The sequence below is a fragment of the Stutzerimonas sp. Brlt_14 genome (genome assembly GCF_051948915.1).
Taxonomy (GTDB): Bacteria; Pseudomonadota; Gammaproteobacteria; order Pseudomonadales; family Pseudomonadaceae; genus Stutzerimonas; species Stutzerimonas stutzeri.
On the sequence record NZ_JAYJLM010000003.1, the window covers coordinates 383,487 to 399,298 of the forward strand.

The following is a 15,812-nucleotide window of genomic DNA, read 5'->3' on the forward strand; positions in this document are numbered from 1 at the left end:
CTCACCACCTCTCGATACGGGCGATGCGGCGTTCGAAGACCTGCTGGATCGACGCGATGATCTGCTCCGGCGTCCGCCCATCCAGGGCGTGCACGTAGAGCAGACGGCGATCGGCACTGACGTGCAGCGCGCAGTTGCCCGGCGTCAGCGAGACCAGGCTGGCCAGCACGGCGATGCCCATATCGGTTCGCAGCGCGATTGGCACGGCGATGATCGAGCTGTGCATGCGCGGCTCCCGAGCGAAGGCCGCGCGGGCCACCGTCACGGAGGACACGATCAGCTCGTAGAAATAGATGCCGAGCAATTCGACGACATCCACCACACGACGCAGCAAGCCGGTATTCATGGGCGGGCCTCCGGAATCGACGCGGACGGCAGCACTGCCGACAGGTACGCGGCCGGCTCCAGCAGCGCCGCCGCCGCGGTTTGCGAAAAGAGGATCAGCGGTTGCGGCATGAAGCCGATCGCCAGGGTCAGCGTACCGAGCGCGGCGATCGCCAGCAGCATCGGCAAGGGCACCCGGCGGGCCTCGACCCGTGGCAGCACTGGCTTCTTCCAGAACGCCTCCATCCAGATCTTGGTCATCGAATAGAGCGTCAGCAGGCCGACGAACAGGGCCAGCCCCGCCAGCCAGTGCTCGCCAGCGCGGAAGGTGGCATCGATCACCAGGAACTTGGCCCAGAACCCCGACAGCGGCGGCAAGCCGGCCAGCGACAAGGCCGGGATCAGGAACAGTGCCGCCAGCAGCGGGTTGCGGTACATCAGCCCCCCGCTCTTGCGCAGGTCGAAGGTGCCGCTGGCGCGGTGGATCGCTCCGGCAAGGAGGAACAGGTTCGCCTTCACGATGATGTGATGCAGGATGTAGAAGATCGCTCCGGTCAGGGCCGCCTGGGTGGAGATCGCCAGCCCGAGCAGCATGTAGCCGATCTGGCTGACGATGTGGAACGAGAGAATGCGCCTGACGTCCCACTGCACCGCCGCGCCGAACACGCCGAACAGCATGGTGCCGGCGGCCAGCACGGCGACGATCTCGCGGATGCCGCTGTCCTCGACGCTGAAGATCAGGGTGAACACGCGTAGGCAGGCGTACACCCCTACCTTGGTCAGCAGCCCGGCGAAGATCGCCGAAACGGTGATCGACGCGGTGTGGTAAGACGCCGGCAACCAGAAGAACAGCGGAAAGTAACCGGCCTTGATGCCGAAGCCGCAGAGCAGCAGCAGGGCCGACAGGGTCAGGTTGATCGAGGGTTCGGTCTGCGGCAGCACCCGCGCGAGGTCCGCCATGTTCAGCGTGCCGGTCGCCCCGTAGAGCAGTGCCACACCGGTGAGGAAAAGCAGCGTGGAGAACAGGTTGAGGATCGCGTAGCGCACCGTCGCATCGAGCTGCGCGCGGTTGCGGCCGATCGCCAGGAGGCCCATCGCGGTGATCAGCATTACCTCGAACCACACATAGAGGTTGAAGATGTCGCCGGTGAGGAAGGCCCCGTTGACGCCGGCGAGCATGCCCAGCAGCAGGGGGTGGAAGCCGGCCTGCTCCTCGCGACGGCGGATGTCGGCCAGACCGAAGGTCATCACCGCGGCGGCCAGAATCCCGGTGATCGCCACCATCGCTGCCGCCAGGGCATCGGCGACGAAGACTATGCCGAACGGCGCCGCCCAGTCGCCGAAGCGGATCGCCAGAATCCCCTCGCGATACACCGCAACGAGCAACAGCAGCGAAGCAGCCAGCAGCAGGGTTATGCACAGGGCGCTGACCAGACGCTGGGCGCGACGACTTTTCCACAGGCAGGCTGCCAGCCCAGCACCGAGAATCGGCAGCAGGACCGGCCAGAGTGGTGCGTGCAGCGTCAGAAATCCTGTCATGGGCGATCCTTGCCTGCGGAGATGGGCGAACCCAGCCGTTCAGCCGCATCGATCTGCCGCAGGTCCACGCTGCCCAGGCGACGATAGGTCTGCAGCGCCAGGGCGGCGAAGAAAGCAGTCAGCGAGAAGCCGATGACGATGGCCGTGAGTACCAGCGCCTGCGGCAGCGGATTGGCCGCATCGGCGGGCAGGCTGCTCTCCCCGGCGCGGATCACAGCCGGCGTGTTGGTGACGATGCGGCCGGCGAAGAAGATCACCAGGTTGATCGCCGCCGAGAGCATGGTCACGCCCAGCAGCACACGGACGATGTGCCGCGACAGGATGAGGTAGAGGCTGCAGCCGGCGAGCACGGCAATGCTCAGTGCGAAGAGCAGGTGCATGTCAGAGGTCCTCGTAGAAGCGCAGGATCAGGGAAAGGATGCCGCCGAGCACCACCAGGTACACGCCTATATCGAACAGCAGCGTGGTGCCCAGGTGGAAATTGCCAAGGACCAGCCACTGGTGGGTCAGGAAGGAGCCGTCCAGCCACAGCCCCGGCAGGCCGCTGAGCAGCGCGGCGAGGATGCCGAAGCCGATCACCGTCATGGGCTCGAAGCGCAGCGTCGCGCGCGCCACCTCGACCCCGCGGGCGAGCGCCAGGGTGGCGAAGCCGGCGGCGGCGATCAGCCCGCCGACGAAGCCGCCACCCGGCTCGTTGTGTCCGCGGTAGAGCACATAGACCGAGACCACCAGCATCACGCCGAAGAGAATCCGCGAGAAGGCGGCGAAGATCAGTGAATTCATCGTGAGTCCCTCCGCCGTGGCAGCGCGCGCAACAGGCCCCACACGCTAATGGCGGCGAACGCCACCACCACCACCTCGCCGAGGGTATCGATGGCGCGGTAGTCCACCAGCACCACGTTGACCACGTTGCGACCGTGCGCCTCCAGGTAGCTGGTGGCGGCATAGAATTCGGAGATGCGTCCGTCCAGCGGCAGCGCCACGGTGGCAGCCAGGGCGACGAACACCACCAGCGCAAAACCCACCGAGAGCAGGATATCCAGGCGTTTCTCCCGCGGCCGGCGGGTCGAAGCCGTACGCTCCGGCACCCGGAGCAGCAGCGCCACCAGGATCAGTACCAGCAGCACCTCCACCGAGAACTGAGTGAGTGCCACGTCCGGCGCGCCGTTGAGCAGGAAGATCAGCGCCGAGCCGAAGCCCACCACACCGACCGCGATCATCGCGCGCAGCAACGACGGTGTACGCGTGGCGGCCAGCGCACCCAGGCACATCATCAGGAGCACCACGGCGGTAGGCAGGTCGAATCGTCCGCCGCTCAGGCTGAAGACCGGCCGCGTGCCGCTGGCCAGCACGCCGTAGCCGATGATCAGCAGGACGGCCGTTGCGACCGTGGCGGTGTAGCGATGCTGGTCGCCGTTCTGCAGGAGCCGCGTACAGCGTTCGGCCAGGCGCAAGGTACCGGTGAACACGGCGTTGTAGCCGGCATCGCCGAGGCTGCGCTTCAGCCCCGTGTTCAACGACAGCGCATAGTGGATGCGATGCCAGTAGGCGAGCAGACCGCCGGCGAAGGCGACCACGGTCGCGCTCAGTGCGAGCATCGGCGTAAAGCCGTGCCAGAGCGAGAACGACAGGTCTACCGTATGACCGACGAGCACATCGTTGGCCGGCTGGATCAGCCCGGTGAGCAGGAAATCCGGCGCCAGGCCGAACAGAAAACCCAGGCCGCCGAGCACCAGCGGGCCGAGGTACAGGCCTGGGGTCTCCGGATGGTGCACCTCGCTGCGCGCCTTGCCCAGGTAATAGGGCCGAATCGCTGCCACCCCGGCGATCGCCGCGAACACCGCATTGACCAGCACCGCCACGGCCACCACCACCCAGCCGAAGGAAGCATTGAGCTGGCTCTCGAACAGGTATTCCTTGGTGATGAAGCCCAGCGTCGGCGGCAGTCCGGCCATGGAGATCGCTGCCATGCCGGCCGCCAGGGTGGTCATCGGCAGACGCCGGGCCAGCCCGCCGATCAGGCTAAGGCGCCCCTCGCCCACGGCATGGATGGTGGTGCCGGCGCAGAAGAACAGGGCCGCCTTGTACAGCGCGTGCGCAATGATGAAGGCGATCATCGCGGTCACCGAGTAGTCGCCATCCAGACCGATCAGCATCACCAGCACCCCCAGCGACCCCACGGTGGAGTGCGCCAGGACTTCCTTGAAGCCATCGGTGGACAGTGCTCGCACCGCCGCCACCAGCATGGTCAGGCTGCCGACGATGACCAGTGTGGTGCCGAATGCCGGGATCCCGCCAAAGACCAGATCGAAGCGCGCCAGCAGATACACGCCAAGCTTGACCATGGTCGCCGAGTGCAGGAAGGCCGAGGCAGGCGCCGGGGCCTCCATCGCCTGGGGTAGCCAGAAATGGAAGGGCAGCTGCGCCGACTTGGTGAAGGCACCGAGCATGATCAGGATCATCGCCGGTACGGCCAGCGGGCTGGCCAGCAGCTCCGGTGCACGCTCGGCCACTTCCGACAGCGAGAAAGTGCCCAGGGTGATGCCGATCAGCAGGATGCCGGCGAACAGCGCCAGCCCTCCACCGCCGGTTACCACCAGTGACTGCAGGGCGGCCTTGCGCGCCTCCGGCCGGCTGGAATTGAAACCGATCAGCATGAACGACAGCAGGCTGGTGGCTTCCCAGAAAACGAACATCACCACCAGATTGTCGGACAGCACCGTACCGAGCATGGCCGTCATGAACAGCAGGATCAGCGTCAGAAAGCGTGCGGCTTCGGCAGGCGAGGAGTGCGAAAAATAGGCGCCCGCGTAGATCGTCACCAGCGTCCCGATGCCGGTGATCAGCAGCACGAACAGCAGGGCGAAGCCATCCAGGCGGAGGCTCAGCGAAATGCCCAGCGCCGGTACCCATTCAAGGGTCTCGCTGATGGCGCCGGTCTCGCCGAGGTTCGCCCCCAGTGCCAGGAAGTAGAGGAACAGGCCGGCCGGCAGCAGCGCAGCGACCCATCCTCCATAGGGATAGGTGCGGCTGACGATGAACCTGGCGAGGATCGCTCCCAGGAATGAAACGAGCAGTGCAGCAAGCACGGCGCCATCCTCTTGTCGTGGATTGCTGGAAACGGCTGAGCTGGTAGCGCGTGTTTTGATAGCAAAGGTAGTTCAAACGATGCGTCGGGCGCTGTTACCAGCTATGTCAGGCGCAGCGGCAAGCCCCTGGCCAGACGCAGGCCAAGAGATAGGAGGGCGATGGGAGGGCACCGGCGAAGGCTGCGCAAGCGCCGTCTGCCGCGGGCCAGACGGCTGCCGGCGGTTTGTTGCGAAGGCGATGGAGCGACCGTGTGGGCGAGGCGCCGCACACGCTCGTGCAATTGTTACTTGCCTATGCAGAAGCTCGAGAAGATGCGGCCGAGCAGGTCGTCGGAGCTGAAGGCGCCGGTGATTTCGCCAAGCGCCTGCTGGGCCAGACGCAGGTCCTCAGCCAGCAACTCGCCGGCTCCGGCCAGCGTCAGCTGGTCATGCCCGTGCCGCAGATGCTCGTCGGCCAGACGCAGCGCGTCGAGGTGCCGACGACGCGCGCTGAAGCTGCTTTCGGCCGTCTGCTCGTAGCCCATGCAGTGCTTGAGATGCTCGCGCAGCAGTTCCAGCCCTTCCCCACTGCGCGCGCACAGGCTGAGCGTGGCCTGGCCGTCGTTATCGCAGCGCAGCACGATGGCCTCCCCGGTCAGGTCGGCCTTGTTGCGGATCAGCGTGACTTTTCCCGGCTCTGGACTGAAATCGAGAAATTCCGGCCACAGCGCCGAAGGATCGCTGGCTTCGGGGGCGCTGGCATCGACCACCAGAAGGATGCGATCGGCTTCGCCGATGGCGCTCAGGGCACGTTGTACGCCGATACGTTCGACCTGATCCTCTGTGTCGCGCAGGCCGGCGGTATCCACCACGTGCAGCGGCATGCCGTCGATGAGAATGTGCTCGCGCAGAACGTCACGGGTCGTACCGGCAATATCGGTGACGATGGCCGCCTCGCGCCCCGCCAATGCGTTGAGCAGACTGGATTTGCCAGCGTTGGGACGACCCGCGATGACCACGGTCATGCCATCGCGCAACAGGGCGCCCTGCCCCGCCTCGCGCAATACTGTGGATAACTCCGTGCGGACCCCGTCCAGTTGCGCCAGCACATGACCGTCGGCGAGGAAGTCGATCTCCTCCTCCGGAAAATCGATCGCCGCCTCGACGTAGATGCGTAGCTGGATCAGCCGTTCGGTCAGCTGGTGCACGCGCCGTGAGAATTCGCCCTGCAGCGAGCGGACCGCGTTGCGTGCAGCCTGGGCAGAGCTGGCCTCGATCAGATCGGCAATGGCCTCGGCCTGAGCCAGGTCGAGCTTGTCGTTGAGGAATGCACGCTCGCTGAATTCGCCAGGTCTGGCCAGGCGCACACCCAGCTCGACACAGCGCTGCAGCAGCATGTCCAGCACCACCGGGCCGCCATGGCCGTGCAGTTCCAGCACATCCTCGCCGGTGAACGAATGAGGGCCGGGGAAAAACAGCAGCAGCCCCTCGTCGATGACTTCGCCATCGTCCGCATGGAATGGGCCGTAATGAGCATGACGCGGCGTCGGTTCGCGACCGCTGAGGGTGATGGCGATTGCCCTGGCGCGAGGGCCGGATACACGGACGATTCCCACGCCTCCCCGGCCGGGAGCGGTGGCGACGGCGGCGATGGTGTCGCGAGCTGGGATCATGCGGCCTCCTTTCTGGGCGACGGATAGCAAAACGCCCCAATCAAGGGGCGTTCTGCATGGGCGGGCAAGGCGTCAGGCGGGTTTCGCCCCGGCCTCGATCTGCCGCGTAATGTACCACTGCTGGGCGATGGACAGGATGTTGTTGACCACCCAGTACAGCACCAGACCGGCAGGGAACCAGAGGAAGAAGAAGGTGAAGATGATCGGCAACAGCTTCATCACCCGAGCCTGCATGGGGTCCGGCGGAGTCGGGTTGAGCTGCTGCTGAATGAACATGGTCACGCCCATGATGATCGGCAGGATGAAGTACGGATCCTTGATCGACAGGTCGGTGATCCAGAACATCCAGGGCGCCTGGCGCATCTCCACGCTTTCCAGCAGCACCCAGTACAGGGCCAGGAACACCGGCATCTGCACCAGGATCGGCAGGCAGCCACCCAGCGGATTGATTTTCTCCTTCTTGTACAGCTCCATCATCGCCTGGGACATCTTCTGGCGATCGTCACCGAACTGTTCCTTCAGCGCCTGCATCTTCGGCGAGACGGCGCGCATGCGCGCCATGGACCGGTAGCTGGCCGCCGACAGCGGGAAGAACGCCAGCTTGATGACGATGGTCAGGACGATGATCGACCAGCCCCAGTTGCCGAGCAGGGCGTGGATATTCTGCAGCAGCCAGAAGATCGGCTGGGCGATGAACCAGAGAATGCCGTAGTCGACCGTCAGACGCAGGCCCGGCGACAGCTCTTCCAGCTTGTCCTGGCTCTTCGGACCGGCATACAGCGTGGCGCCGGTCTCGCCCTGGGCGCCGGCGGGCACGGTAACGGCCGGGCCGGTGAAACCGATGATGTAGTTGCCCTGGCTGTCCTTGCGGGTCTGCACCTGATTGGTGTCGCCGGCTTGGGGAATCCAGGCGGTAACGAAATAGTGCTGCAGCCAGGCGATCCAGCCACCCTGTACGGTTTCGCGCAGGTTCTTGTCGTCCATGTTGCTCATGGACACCTTGCGATACGGCTCGTCCTTGGTCCACAACGCCGCCCCCAGATAGGTCGCGGTGCCGGTAGCGGTGCTGGACGATGGGTCGCCGCTCTTGTCGCGCTTGAGCTGGCCGAACAGATAACCGGTCCAGGGCTGCTGGCTCTGGTTATCGATCAGGTAGTTCACCTTCAGCGCATAGTTGCCGCGCTCCAGGGTGAAACGCTTGATGTAGTTGACGCCATCGGCGCTGTAGTTCAGGTCGACGACCAGCGCATCCTGCCCTTCGGCCAGCTGATACTCGGTCTTCTCGCTGCTGTACTGCGGACGGCCGCTGGCCTTGTCCGGGCCGTCGCCGATCAGGCCGCTCTGCGCCTCATAGGTACGCTCGCTGCTGCGCTCGAACAGCTGGAACGGCACATCGGGGCGATCCTGACGGCGCGGATACTGCGGCAAATGCAGTTCGACGATGTCGCCACCACGTGGATCGATGGCCAGGTCGAGCACGTCGGTACGGACGCGGATCAACTGGCTGCTCGGTGCGCTGGTCGGCAGGGCGCTGGCCTGCTGCTGACCGGCAACCGCCGGAACGTCGTTGGCATTGCCCTCGGTCGTTGCGCTCGGGCTGTCCGGCAGCGCCGGAGCGGCTGGCTGGCCTTGCGCGGTTTCGGTCGGCAGGGCTGCCTGACCGTAGTCCTGATTCCATTGAAGAACCATCAGGTAGGCAACGACTGCTAGTGCTACGAGCAGTATCGAGCGTTTGATATCCATGGTTACTCGGCCATCGGAGATGAATTGGAAGTGTTGTGTGTAGGCACGGGGTCGTAGCCACCGGGGTTCCACGGGTGGCAGCGCCCCAGTCTGCGCAGACTCAGCCAACCGCCACGCAGCAGACCATGGGTTTCGATGGCCTCGAGCGCGTAGCAGGAGCAGCTTGGATAGAAACGGCAGTGACTGGCCATCATGGGACTGATGGCGTACTGGTAGACCCGGATCGAAGCGATGGCCAATTTACGCATGGGTATTGTTGGCAGCTCCAGGTTCGGCAGCGGTCTTGGCTGGGTTGCGTGACAGTCGCTTCCAGAGCTTGGCGAACTGCTTCGCCAGTTCGGGATTGTCCAGATCAGCCAATCCCTTGCGGGCGATGATCACGATGTCCCAGCCCGCCAGTTCCAGCTGATGATGGCGAAAGGTTTCCCGAATCTGCCGCTTGATGCGGTTACGTTCCACCGAAAGCTTGACGCTTTTCTTGCCGATCACCAGCCCTAGGCGGGGGTGTTGCAGATCGTTCTCGCGTGCCAGCAGCAGGACGTTCCTGCCAGGCACCTTACCGGAAGGGGAGTCGAAGACTGCCTTGAATTGGCGGGGAGTCAGCAGACGCTTTTCCCGGCCGAAGCCCCGACTCACTACCTGTTCCGATATCAGACTGTCAAACGCTTACGGCCTTTGGCGCGACGGCGGGACAGAACTTGACGGCCGTTCTTGGTGGCCATGCGGGCACGGAAGCCATGGGTACGAGCGCGCTTGATGGTGCTGGGTTGGAAAGTGCGTTTCATGGTGCGGTTACCTGGTGATCCATTGCGGGCCGGAATGGCCCCCTTTTAAGAGACCGGCGATTGTAGAGAAGCTGTCCGGCCAGGTCAATTTCCAACCAGTTCCATCGAGCTGAAAAATAGATAAGAAAGAAAAGAAATATAAGCTCTTAAGATGTAATGCTTATGTATGTGTGCTCGATTTTCTGTGGATACCTTTCTGAAAGCCTCGCCGTTCATGACGTTCAGCGTTATTGAAACAGGTGGAAAAGCGGTGTGGCTCTGGTGGGAAGGCTCTGTGAAGCCTTGGGATTAAACTTCGACATATCCACAGATGGGATCGTCCGGAGGTTTCCCACAGCCTTAAACACCGCTCTCAGGCAATGTTATCAACAAGCTTGCCGAGCAGCTTTTCATTGTGCTGGACGCCGCGGATTCGCAGTGGCATGGGTCGGGTTCTTGTGGATAACCGGCCTGCGCACGGCTACAATGGCCGCCTTCTTACCTCGACAGAGTCGATAGGAGCTTCCGTGTCGGTGGAACTTTGGCAGCAGTGTGTTGAGCTTTTGCGCGATGAACTGCCTGCTCAGCAATTCAACACATGGATTCGTCCTCTGCAGGTCGAAGGCGACGGCGATGAGCTGCGCGTCTATGCCCCCAACCGTTTCGTGCTCGACTGGGTCAACGAGAAGTACCTGTCGCGCCTGCTTGAGCTGCTGTCCGAGCGCTCGACCGGACTGGCACCGGCACTCTCCCTTCTTATAGGTAGCAAGCGCACCTCCGCCGCCGCCCTGCCCTCTGCCGCCGCCGCTGCGCGTGCCCAGCCGCAGCCAGCCGCAGCCGAGTCGGCCGCGCCCGCTGCGGCGGTACAACAGCAGGCCCCCCGCTTCGAGCCGCTGGTTGCCGAGACACCGGAGCCGGAGCCGCCGCGTACCGAGCGTACCGTGCAGGTCGAAGGTGGCCTCAAGCACACCAGTTATCTGAACCGCACCTTCACCTTCGAGAATTTCGTCGAAGGCAAGTCCAACCAGCTGGCGCGGGCTGCCGCCTGGCAGGTGGCGGACAATCCGAAGCATGGTTACAACCCGCTCTTCCTTTATGGTGGCGTGGGTTTGGGCAAGACCCACCTGATGCATGCGGTGGGCAACCATCTGCTGAAGAAGAATCCGAACGCCAAGGTGGTGTACCTGCATTCGGAGCGTTTCGTCGCCGACATGGTCAAGGCCCTGCAGCTCAACGCCATCAACGAGTTCAAGCGCTTCTATCGTTCGGTGGATGCGCTGCTGATCGATGACATCCAGTTCTTCGCGAAGAAGGAGCGCTCTCAGGAAGAGTTCTTCCATACCTTCAATGCGCTGCTCGAAGGCGGCCAGCAGGTCATCCTTACCAGTGACCGCTATCCGAAGGAGATCGATGGACTCGAGGAGCGCCTTAAGTCGCGTTTCGGCTGGGGGTTGACCGTAGCGGTCGAGCCGCCCGAACTGGAGACTCGCGTGGCGATCCTGATGAAGAAGGCGGATCAGGCCAAGGTGGACCTGCCCCATGATGCGGCGTTCTTCATCGCCCAGCGTGTTCGCTCCAATGTCCGCGAACTCGAGGGTGCGCTGAAGCGCGTGATCGCTCATGCCCACTTCATGGGCCGCGACATTACCATCGAGCTGATCCGTGAGTCGCTGAAAGACCTGCTGGCGTTGCAGGATAAACTGGTCAGCGTCGACAATATTCAGCGCACCGTGGCCGAGTACTACAAGATCAAGATTTCCGATCTGCTGTCCAAGCGGCGTTCCCGTTCGGTCGCGCGTCCTCGGCAAGTGGCCATGGCCCTCTCCAAGGAATTGACCAACCACAGCCTGCCGGAGATCGGCGACGCGTTCGGCGGTCGGGATCACACCACGGTGCTGCACGCCTGCCGTAAGATCGCCGAATTGCGGGAAACGGATGCGGACATACGCGAAGACTACAAGAATTTGCTGCGAACTTTGACAACCTGAGTGCGACCCAATCTATAGGCAAGGGACCAGACCATGCATTTTTCCATTCAGCGCGAAGCCCTGTTGAAACCCCTGCAGCTGGTTGCTGGCGTCGTCGAGCGCCGTCAGACCTTGCCGGTGCTGTCCAACGTTCTTCTCGTCGTACAGGGGCAGCAGCTGTCGCTGACCGGTACCGACTTGGAAGTCGAACTGGTGGGCCGTGTCGCGCTGGAAGATGCCGCCGAGCCTGGCGAGATCACCGTGCCGGCGCGCAAGCTCATGGACATCTGCAAGAGCCTGCCGAGCGATGCGCTGATCAGCATTCGCCTGGATGACCAGAAGGTCGTCATCAAGTCGGGGCGCAGCCGCTTCACGCTGTCGACCCTGCCGGCCAACGATTTCCCTACCGTGGAAGAAGGTCCGGGCTCGCTGTCATTCACCGTCGCGCAGGGCAAGCTGCGCAAGCTCATCGAGCGCAGCGCATTCGCCATGGCCCAGCAGGACGTGCGCTATTACCTCAACGGCATGCTGATCGAAGTGTCCAGCGGCATGTTGCGTGCCGTCGCCACCGATGGCCATCGCCTGGCCATGTGTTCGATGCAGGCCGGCATCGAACAGCCCGATCGCCACCAGGTGATCGTTCCGCGCAAGGGTATTCTGGAACTGGCTCGTCTGCTCAACGACCAGGATGCCGAGGTCAGCATCGTGCTGGGTCAGCATCACATTCGCGCCACCACCGGCGAGTTCACCTTCACCTCCAAGTTGGTGGATGGCAAGTTCCCCGACTACGAGCGCGTGCTGCCGCGGGGCGGTGACAAGCTGGTGGTCGGTGATCGCCAGCTGCTGCGCGAGGCGTTCAGTCGCACCGCGATCCTCTCCAACGAAAAGTACCGCGGCATTCGGCTGCAGCTGGAAAGCGGCCTGTTGAAGATCCAGGCCAACAACCCGGAGCAGGAGGAAGCCGAGGAAGAAGTCGCCGTCGACTACAACGGCGGTTCGCTGGAGATCGGTTTCAACGTCAGCTATCTGCTGGATGTCCTTGGCGTGATGACTACCGAGCAGGTGCGGCTGATTCTCTCCGACGCCAACAGCAGCGCGCTGGTGCAGGAGTTCGATAACGACGATTCCGCCTACGTCGTGATGCCGATGCGTCTGTAACCCCGCTTAATGTCCCTCAGCCGTCTCTCCGTCACCGGGGTTCGCAATCTGCACCCGGTGACGCTGACCCCCTCCCCGCGCATAAACATCCTCTTCGGCGACAACGGCAGCGGCAAGACGAGCCTGCTGGAAGCCATCCATCTGCTCGGCCTCGCACGTTCCTTTCGCAGTATTCGACTGAATCCGGTGATCACGTACGATCAACCGACTTGCACGGTATTTGGCCAGGTCGAGCTTCCGGACCAGCACAGTCGAGCCCTGGGCGTCTCCAGAGATCGCAGTGGCGAAGTCCGAATTCGTATCGATGGGCAGAGCGTTCGCTCTGCCGCCGAGTTGGCTGACACGCTGCCGCTGCAGCTGATCAACCCTGACAGTTTCCGCTTGCTTGAGGGCGCTCCCAAACTGCGCAGGCAGTTCCTCGATTGGGGGGTGTTCCACGTGGAACATCGATTCATGAGTGCCTGGCAGCGCCTGCAGCAGGCCCTGCGGCAACGGAACTCATGGCTCCGGCATGGTACACTGGACGGCGCTTCGGACGCTGCCTGGAGCCGGGAACTGAGCCTGGCCAGCGACGAGATCGATGGTTATCGCCGGGCTTACATCCAAGCGCTGAAACCGGTCTTCGAGACCACGCTCAAGGCGCTGTTGGACCTGGATGGCCTGACGCTGAGCTATTACCGCGGTTGGGACAAGGATCGGCCACTGGTCGATGTACTGGCTTCGTCACTGGAGCGCGATCGCGCAATGGGCCATACGCAATCTGGCCCGCAGCGCGCGGATCTCCGACTCAAGGTTGGCAGTCATAACGCGGCTGAAGTGTTGTCGCGTGGGCAACAGAAGCTGGTGGTGTGTGCGTTGCGCATTGCCCAAGGTCATCTCGTTAGCGAGGCCAAGCGGGGGCAATGCATTTATCTGGTCGACGACCTGCCCTCGGAGCTGGATGCGCAGCACCGACTGGCGTTGTGCAGGTTGCTCGAACAGCTGAACTGTCAGGTGTTTATTACCTGCGTTGATTCAACCGTTTTGCAAGAAGGCTGGGGTGAACTGACACCAGTCTCAATGTTTCACGTGGAACATGGGCAAATCACCCAGCTCCACGGCCCCTCGGGAGTGAAGGCATGAGTGAGAACCACACGTACGACTCTTCGAGCATCAAGGTACTGAAAGGTCTTGATGCCGTGCGTAAGCGCCCTGGCATGTATATCGGCGACACCGATGACGGCACCGGCCTGCACCACATGGTCTTCGAAGTCGTCGATAACTCGATTGACGAAGCGCTGGCCGGCTACTGCAGCGATATTTCCATCACCATCCATACCGATGAATCCATCACCGTGCGCGACAACGGCCGCGGCATTCCGGTGGATATTCACGAAGAAGGCGTATCGGCAGCCGAGGTCATCATGACCGTGCTGCACGCAGGCGGTAAGTTCGACGACAACTCCTACAAGGTATCCGGTGGCCTGCACGGCGTGGGTGTCTCGGTGGTGAATGCATTGTCCGAGGAGCTGCTGCTGACCATCCGCCGCGAAGGCAAGGTGTGGGAACAGCTCTATCGCCATGGTGTCCCGCAAGCGCCGCTCGCGGCCGTGGGCGAGACCGATACGTCGGGCACGCAGATCCATTTCAAACCCTCCGCCGAGACTTTCCAGAACATCCATTTCAGTTGGGACATTCTGGCCAAGCGTCTTCGCGAACTGTCCTTTCTCAACTCCGGGGTGGGTATCGTTCTGCGCGACGAGCGCACGGCCAAGGAAGAACTGTTCAAGTACGAAGGCGGCCTCAGCGCCTTCGTCGCCTACCTGAACACCAACAAGACCGCGGTGAATCAGGTGTTCCACTTCAACGTCCAGCGTGACGATGGCGTCGGCGTCGAAGTCGCGCTGCAGTGGAACGACAGCTTCAATGAGAACATCCTCTGCTTTACCAACAACATTCCCCAGCGTGACGGCGGCACTCACCTGGCCGGCTTCCGCTCCGCACTGACGCGTAACCTGAACAACTACATCGAGCAGGAAGGCCTGGCGAAGAAGCACAAGATCGCCACCACCGGTGACGACGCGCGTGAAGGTCTGACCGCGATCATCTCGGTCAAGGTGCCGGATCCGAAGTTCAGTTCGCAGACCAAGGACAAGCTGGTTTCCTCCGAGGTGAAGACCGCGGTGGAACAGGAGATGGGCAAGTACTTCGCCGACTTCCTGCTGGAGCATCCAAACGAGGCGAAGGCGGTAGTCGGCAAGATGATCGACGCTGCCCGCGCCCGTGAGGCTGCGCGCAAGGCACGGGAAATGACCCGGCGCAAAGGCGCGCTGGATATCGCCGGCCTGCCGGGCAAGCTTGCCGACTGTCAGGAGAAGGATCCTGCGCTGTCCGAACTGTACATCGTGGAGGGTGACTCCGCGGGTGGCTCGGCCAAGCAGGGCCGCAACCGCAAGACCCAGGCGATCCTCCCGCTCAAGGGCAAGATCCTCAACGTCGAGAAGGCACGCTTCGACAAGATGCTCTCGTCCCAGGAAGTCGGCACGCTGATCACCGCGCTGGGTTGCGGCATCGGCCGCGAGGAATACAACATCGACAAGCTGCGGTACCACAACATCATCATCATGACCGATGCTGACGTCGACGGTTCGCACATCCGCACCCTGCTGCTGACCTTCTTCTTCCGCCAGTTGCCCGAGCTGATCGAGCGTGGCTACGTGTATATCGCGCAACCGCCGCTGTACAAGGTCAAGCGCGGCAAGCAGGAGCAGTACATCAAGGACGACGAGGCGATGGAGGAATACCTCACCCAGTCGGCCCTTGAAGAGGCCAGCCTGCACGTCAACGAGGACGCCCCAGGCCTGGCCGGCGAAGCGCTGGAAAGGCTGGTCAACGACTACCGTACGGTGATGAAGACTCTGCAGCGCCTGTCGCGGCTGTACCCACTGGAGCTGACCGAGCACTTCATCTATCTGCCTCGGGTTACGCTCGAGCAGCTGGCTGACCACTCCGCGATGCAGGCCTGGCTCGAGCAGTACAGCGCGCGGCTCAAGGGCGGCGAGCGGTCCGGGCTGGTCTACAACCTCAGCCTGCGCGAGGACAAGGAACGCCACCTGTGGCTCCCTGAGGTGGAGATCAGCTCTCACGGCCTGGCCAGCTACATCACCTTCAACCGTGATTTCTTCGGCAGCAACGATTACCGCACGGTGACCGCGCTGGGCGAGAAGCTCAACAGCCTGCTGGAAGAAGGCGCCTACGTGCAGCGTGGCGAGCGCAAGAAGCCGGTCGCCAGCTTCAAGGAAGCGCTGGACTGGCTGATGAACGAGGGCACTCGTCGGCACAGCGTTCAGCGCTACAAGGGTCTCGGCGAGATGAACCCGGACCAACTGTGGGAAACCACCATGGACCCGAACGTCCGGCGCATGCTCAAGGTGACGATCGAAGACGCCATCGCGGCGGACCAGATCTTCAACACGCTGATGGGCGATGCAGTGGAACCCCGCCGGGAGTTCATCGAAACCAACGCACTGGCGGTCTCGAATCTGGACTTCTGATGCGGTGGAGGTCGTTGAAGTTAATCGGCATTTTCTGCAAAGT

14 protein-coding genes are annotated in these 15,812 nt (G+C 62.9%); 4 read left to right on the forward strand and 10 right to left on the reverse strand.

Annotation, left to right across the window (positions count from 1 at the left end; translation table 11 throughout):
* Window position 1 precedes the first annotated feature (1 nt).
* From VF716_RS08955 to rpmH, 10 genes are all read right to left on the reverse strand, one after another.
* The gene (locus VF716_RS08955) at window positions 2-346 is read right to left on the reverse strand and encodes a Na+/H+ antiporter subunit E (protein ID WP_011915204.1); all 345 of its coding nucleotides are present in this window, start codon (window positions 344-346) and stop codon (window positions 2-4) included.
* Window positions 343-1,863 (reverse strand): Na+/H+ antiporter subunit D, encoded by a 1,521-nt coding sequence (locus tag VF716_RS08960; protein WP_045633457.1) that lies wholly within the window; start codon window positions 1,861-1,863, stop codon window positions 343-345. Before VF716_RS08960 ends, VF716_RS08955 begins: the two co-directional genes overlap by 4 nt.
* A complete protein-coding gene (locus VF716_RS08965) occupies window positions 1,860-2,243 on the reverse strand; it encodes a sodium:proton antiporter (protein ID WP_049325720.1) in 384 nt (127 codons plus the stop codon). Before VF716_RS08965 ends, VF716_RS08960 begins: the two co-directional genes overlap by 4 nt.
* A 1-nt stretch (window position 2,244) precedes the next feature.
* Entirely contained in the window at window positions 2,245-2,646 is a 402-nt protein-coding gene (locus VF716_RS08970) for a Na(+)/H(+) antiporter subunit B (RefSeq protein ID WP_013984552.1), read from the reverse strand.
* A complete protein-coding gene (mbhE, locus tag VF716_RS08975; protein ID WP_017244920.1) occupies window positions 2,643-4,952 on the reverse strand; it encodes a hydrogen gas-evolving membrane-bound hydrogenase subunit E in 2,310 nt (769 codons plus the stop codon). The genes VF716_RS08970 and mbhE overlap by 4 nt, the downstream gene beginning before the upstream one ends.
* A gap of 284 nt (window positions 4,953-5,236) precedes the next feature.
* The gene (gene mnmE / locus VF716_RS08980; protein ID WP_017244919.1) at window positions 5,237-6,604 is read right to left on the reverse strand and encodes a tRNA uridine-5-carboxymethylaminomethyl(34) synthesis GTPase MnmE; all 1,368 of its coding nucleotides are present in this window, start codon (window positions 6,602-6,604) and stop codon (window positions 5,237-5,239) included.
* A gap of 72 nt (window positions 6,605-6,676) precedes the next feature.
* Window positions 6,677-8,347, reverse strand: coding sequence for a membrane protein insertase YidC (yidC, locus tag VF716_RS08985; RefSeq protein ID WP_014598152.1), 1,671 nt, complete (start codon window positions 8,345-8,347; stop codon window positions 6,677-6,679).
* Window positions 8,348-8,349: 2 nt separating this feature from the next.
* The gene (gene yidD / locus VF716_RS08990) at window positions 8,350-8,595 is read right to left on the reverse strand and encodes a membrane protein insertion efficiency factor YidD (RefSeq protein WP_011915211.1); all 246 of its coding nucleotides are present in this window, start codon (window positions 8,593-8,595) and stop codon (window positions 8,350-8,352) included.
* Entirely contained in the window at window positions 8,588-8,983 is a 396-nt protein-coding gene (gene rnpA / locus VF716_RS08995) for a ribonuclease P protein component (RefSeq protein WP_011915212.1), read from the reverse strand. The genes yidD and rnpA overlap by 8 nt, the downstream gene beginning before the upstream one ends.
* Before the next feature lie 14 nt (window positions 8,984-8,997).
* Window positions 8,998-9,132: a 50S ribosomal protein L34 gene (gene rpmH / locus VF716_RS09000; RefSeq protein ID WP_003290924.1), complete on the reverse strand. Its 135-nt coding sequence runs from the start codon at window positions 9,130-9,132 to the stop codon at window positions 8,998-9,000.
* Between the two features lie 506 nt (window positions 9,133-9,638).
* Here rpmH and dnaA point away from each other — a divergent pair.
* Genes dnaA through gyrB form a run of 4 tightly spaced genes read left to right on the forward strand, consistent with a single transcriptional unit; the run spans window position 9,639 to window position 15,769 of the window.
* Entirely contained in the window at window positions 9,639-11,099 is a 1,461-nt protein-coding gene (gene dnaA, locus VF716_RS09005) for a chromosomal replication initiator protein DnaA (protein ID WP_049325719.1), read from the forward strand.
* A gap of 33 nt (window positions 11,100-11,132) precedes the next feature.
* Window positions 11,133-12,236: a DNA polymerase III subunit beta gene (dnaN, locus tag VF716_RS09010; protein WP_011911253.1), complete on the forward strand. Its 1,104-nt coding sequence runs from the start codon at window positions 11,133-11,135 to the stop codon at window positions 12,234-12,236.
* A gap of 9 nt (window positions 12,237-12,245) precedes the next feature.
* Window positions 12,246-13,358 carry a DNA replication/repair protein RecF gene (recF, locus tag VF716_RS09015; protein ID WP_049325718.1) on the forward strand — a complete coding sequence of 371 codons (1,113 nt, stop codon included), beginning with the start codon at window positions 12,246-12,248 and terminating at the stop codon, window positions 13,356-13,358.
* Window positions 13,355-15,769, forward strand: a complete 2,415-nt coding sequence (gene gyrB, locus VF716_RS09020; RefSeq protein ID WP_013981175.1) for a DNA topoisomerase (ATP-hydrolyzing) subunit B — start codon at window positions 13,355-13,357, stop codon at window positions 15,767-15,769. The genes recF and gyrB overlap by 4 nt, the downstream gene beginning before the upstream one ends.
* The last annotated feature ends 43 nt before the right edge of the window (window positions 15,770-15,812 follow it).

Excerpts from the sequence above, each read along its gene's own strand:
- VF716_RS08955 (WP_011915204.1), bottom strand. The coding sequence starts at position 346 with ATGAATACCGGCTTGCTGCGTCGTGTGGTGGATGTCGTCGAATTGCTC.
- VF716_RS08960 (WP_045633457.1), bottom strand. The coding sequence starts at position 1,863 with ATGACAGGATTTCTGACGCTGCACGCACCACTCTGGCCGGTCCTGCTG.
- VF716_RS08965 (WP_049325720.1), bottom strand. The coding sequence starts at position 2,243 with ATGCACCTGCTCTTCGCACTGAGCATTGCCGTGCTCGCCGGCTGCAGC.
- VF716_RS08970 (WP_013984552.1), bottom strand. The coding sequence starts at position 2,646 with ATGAATTCACTGATCTTCGCCGCCTTCTCGCGGATTCTCTTCGGCGTG.
- mnmE (WP_017244919.1), bottom strand. The coding sequence starts at position 6,604 with ATGATCCCAGCTCGCGACACCATCGCCGCCGTCGCCACCGCTCCCGGC.
- yidC (WP_014598152.1), bottom strand. The coding sequence starts at position 8,347 with ATGGATATCAAACGCTCGATACTGCTCGTAGCACTAGCAGTCGTTGCC.
- yidD (WP_011915211.1), bottom strand. The coding sequence starts at position 8,595 with ATGCGTAAATTGGCCATCGCTTCGATCCGGGTCTACCAGTACGCCATC.
- rpmH (WP_003290924.1), bottom strand. The coding sequence starts at position 9,132 with ATGAAACGCACTTTCCAACCCAGCACCATCAAGCGCGCTCGTACCCAT.
- dnaN (WP_011911253.1), top strand. The coding sequence starts at position 11,133 with ATGCATTTTTCCATTCAGCGCGAAGCCCTGTTGAAACCCCTGCAGCTG.
- recF (WP_049325718.1), top strand. The coding sequence starts at position 12,246 with ATGTCCCTCAGCCGTCTCTCCGTCACCGGGGTTCGCAATCTGCACCCG.
- gyrB (WP_013981175.1), top strand. The coding sequence starts at position 13,355 with ATGAGTGAGAACCACACGTACGACTCTTCGAGCATCAAGGTACTGAAA.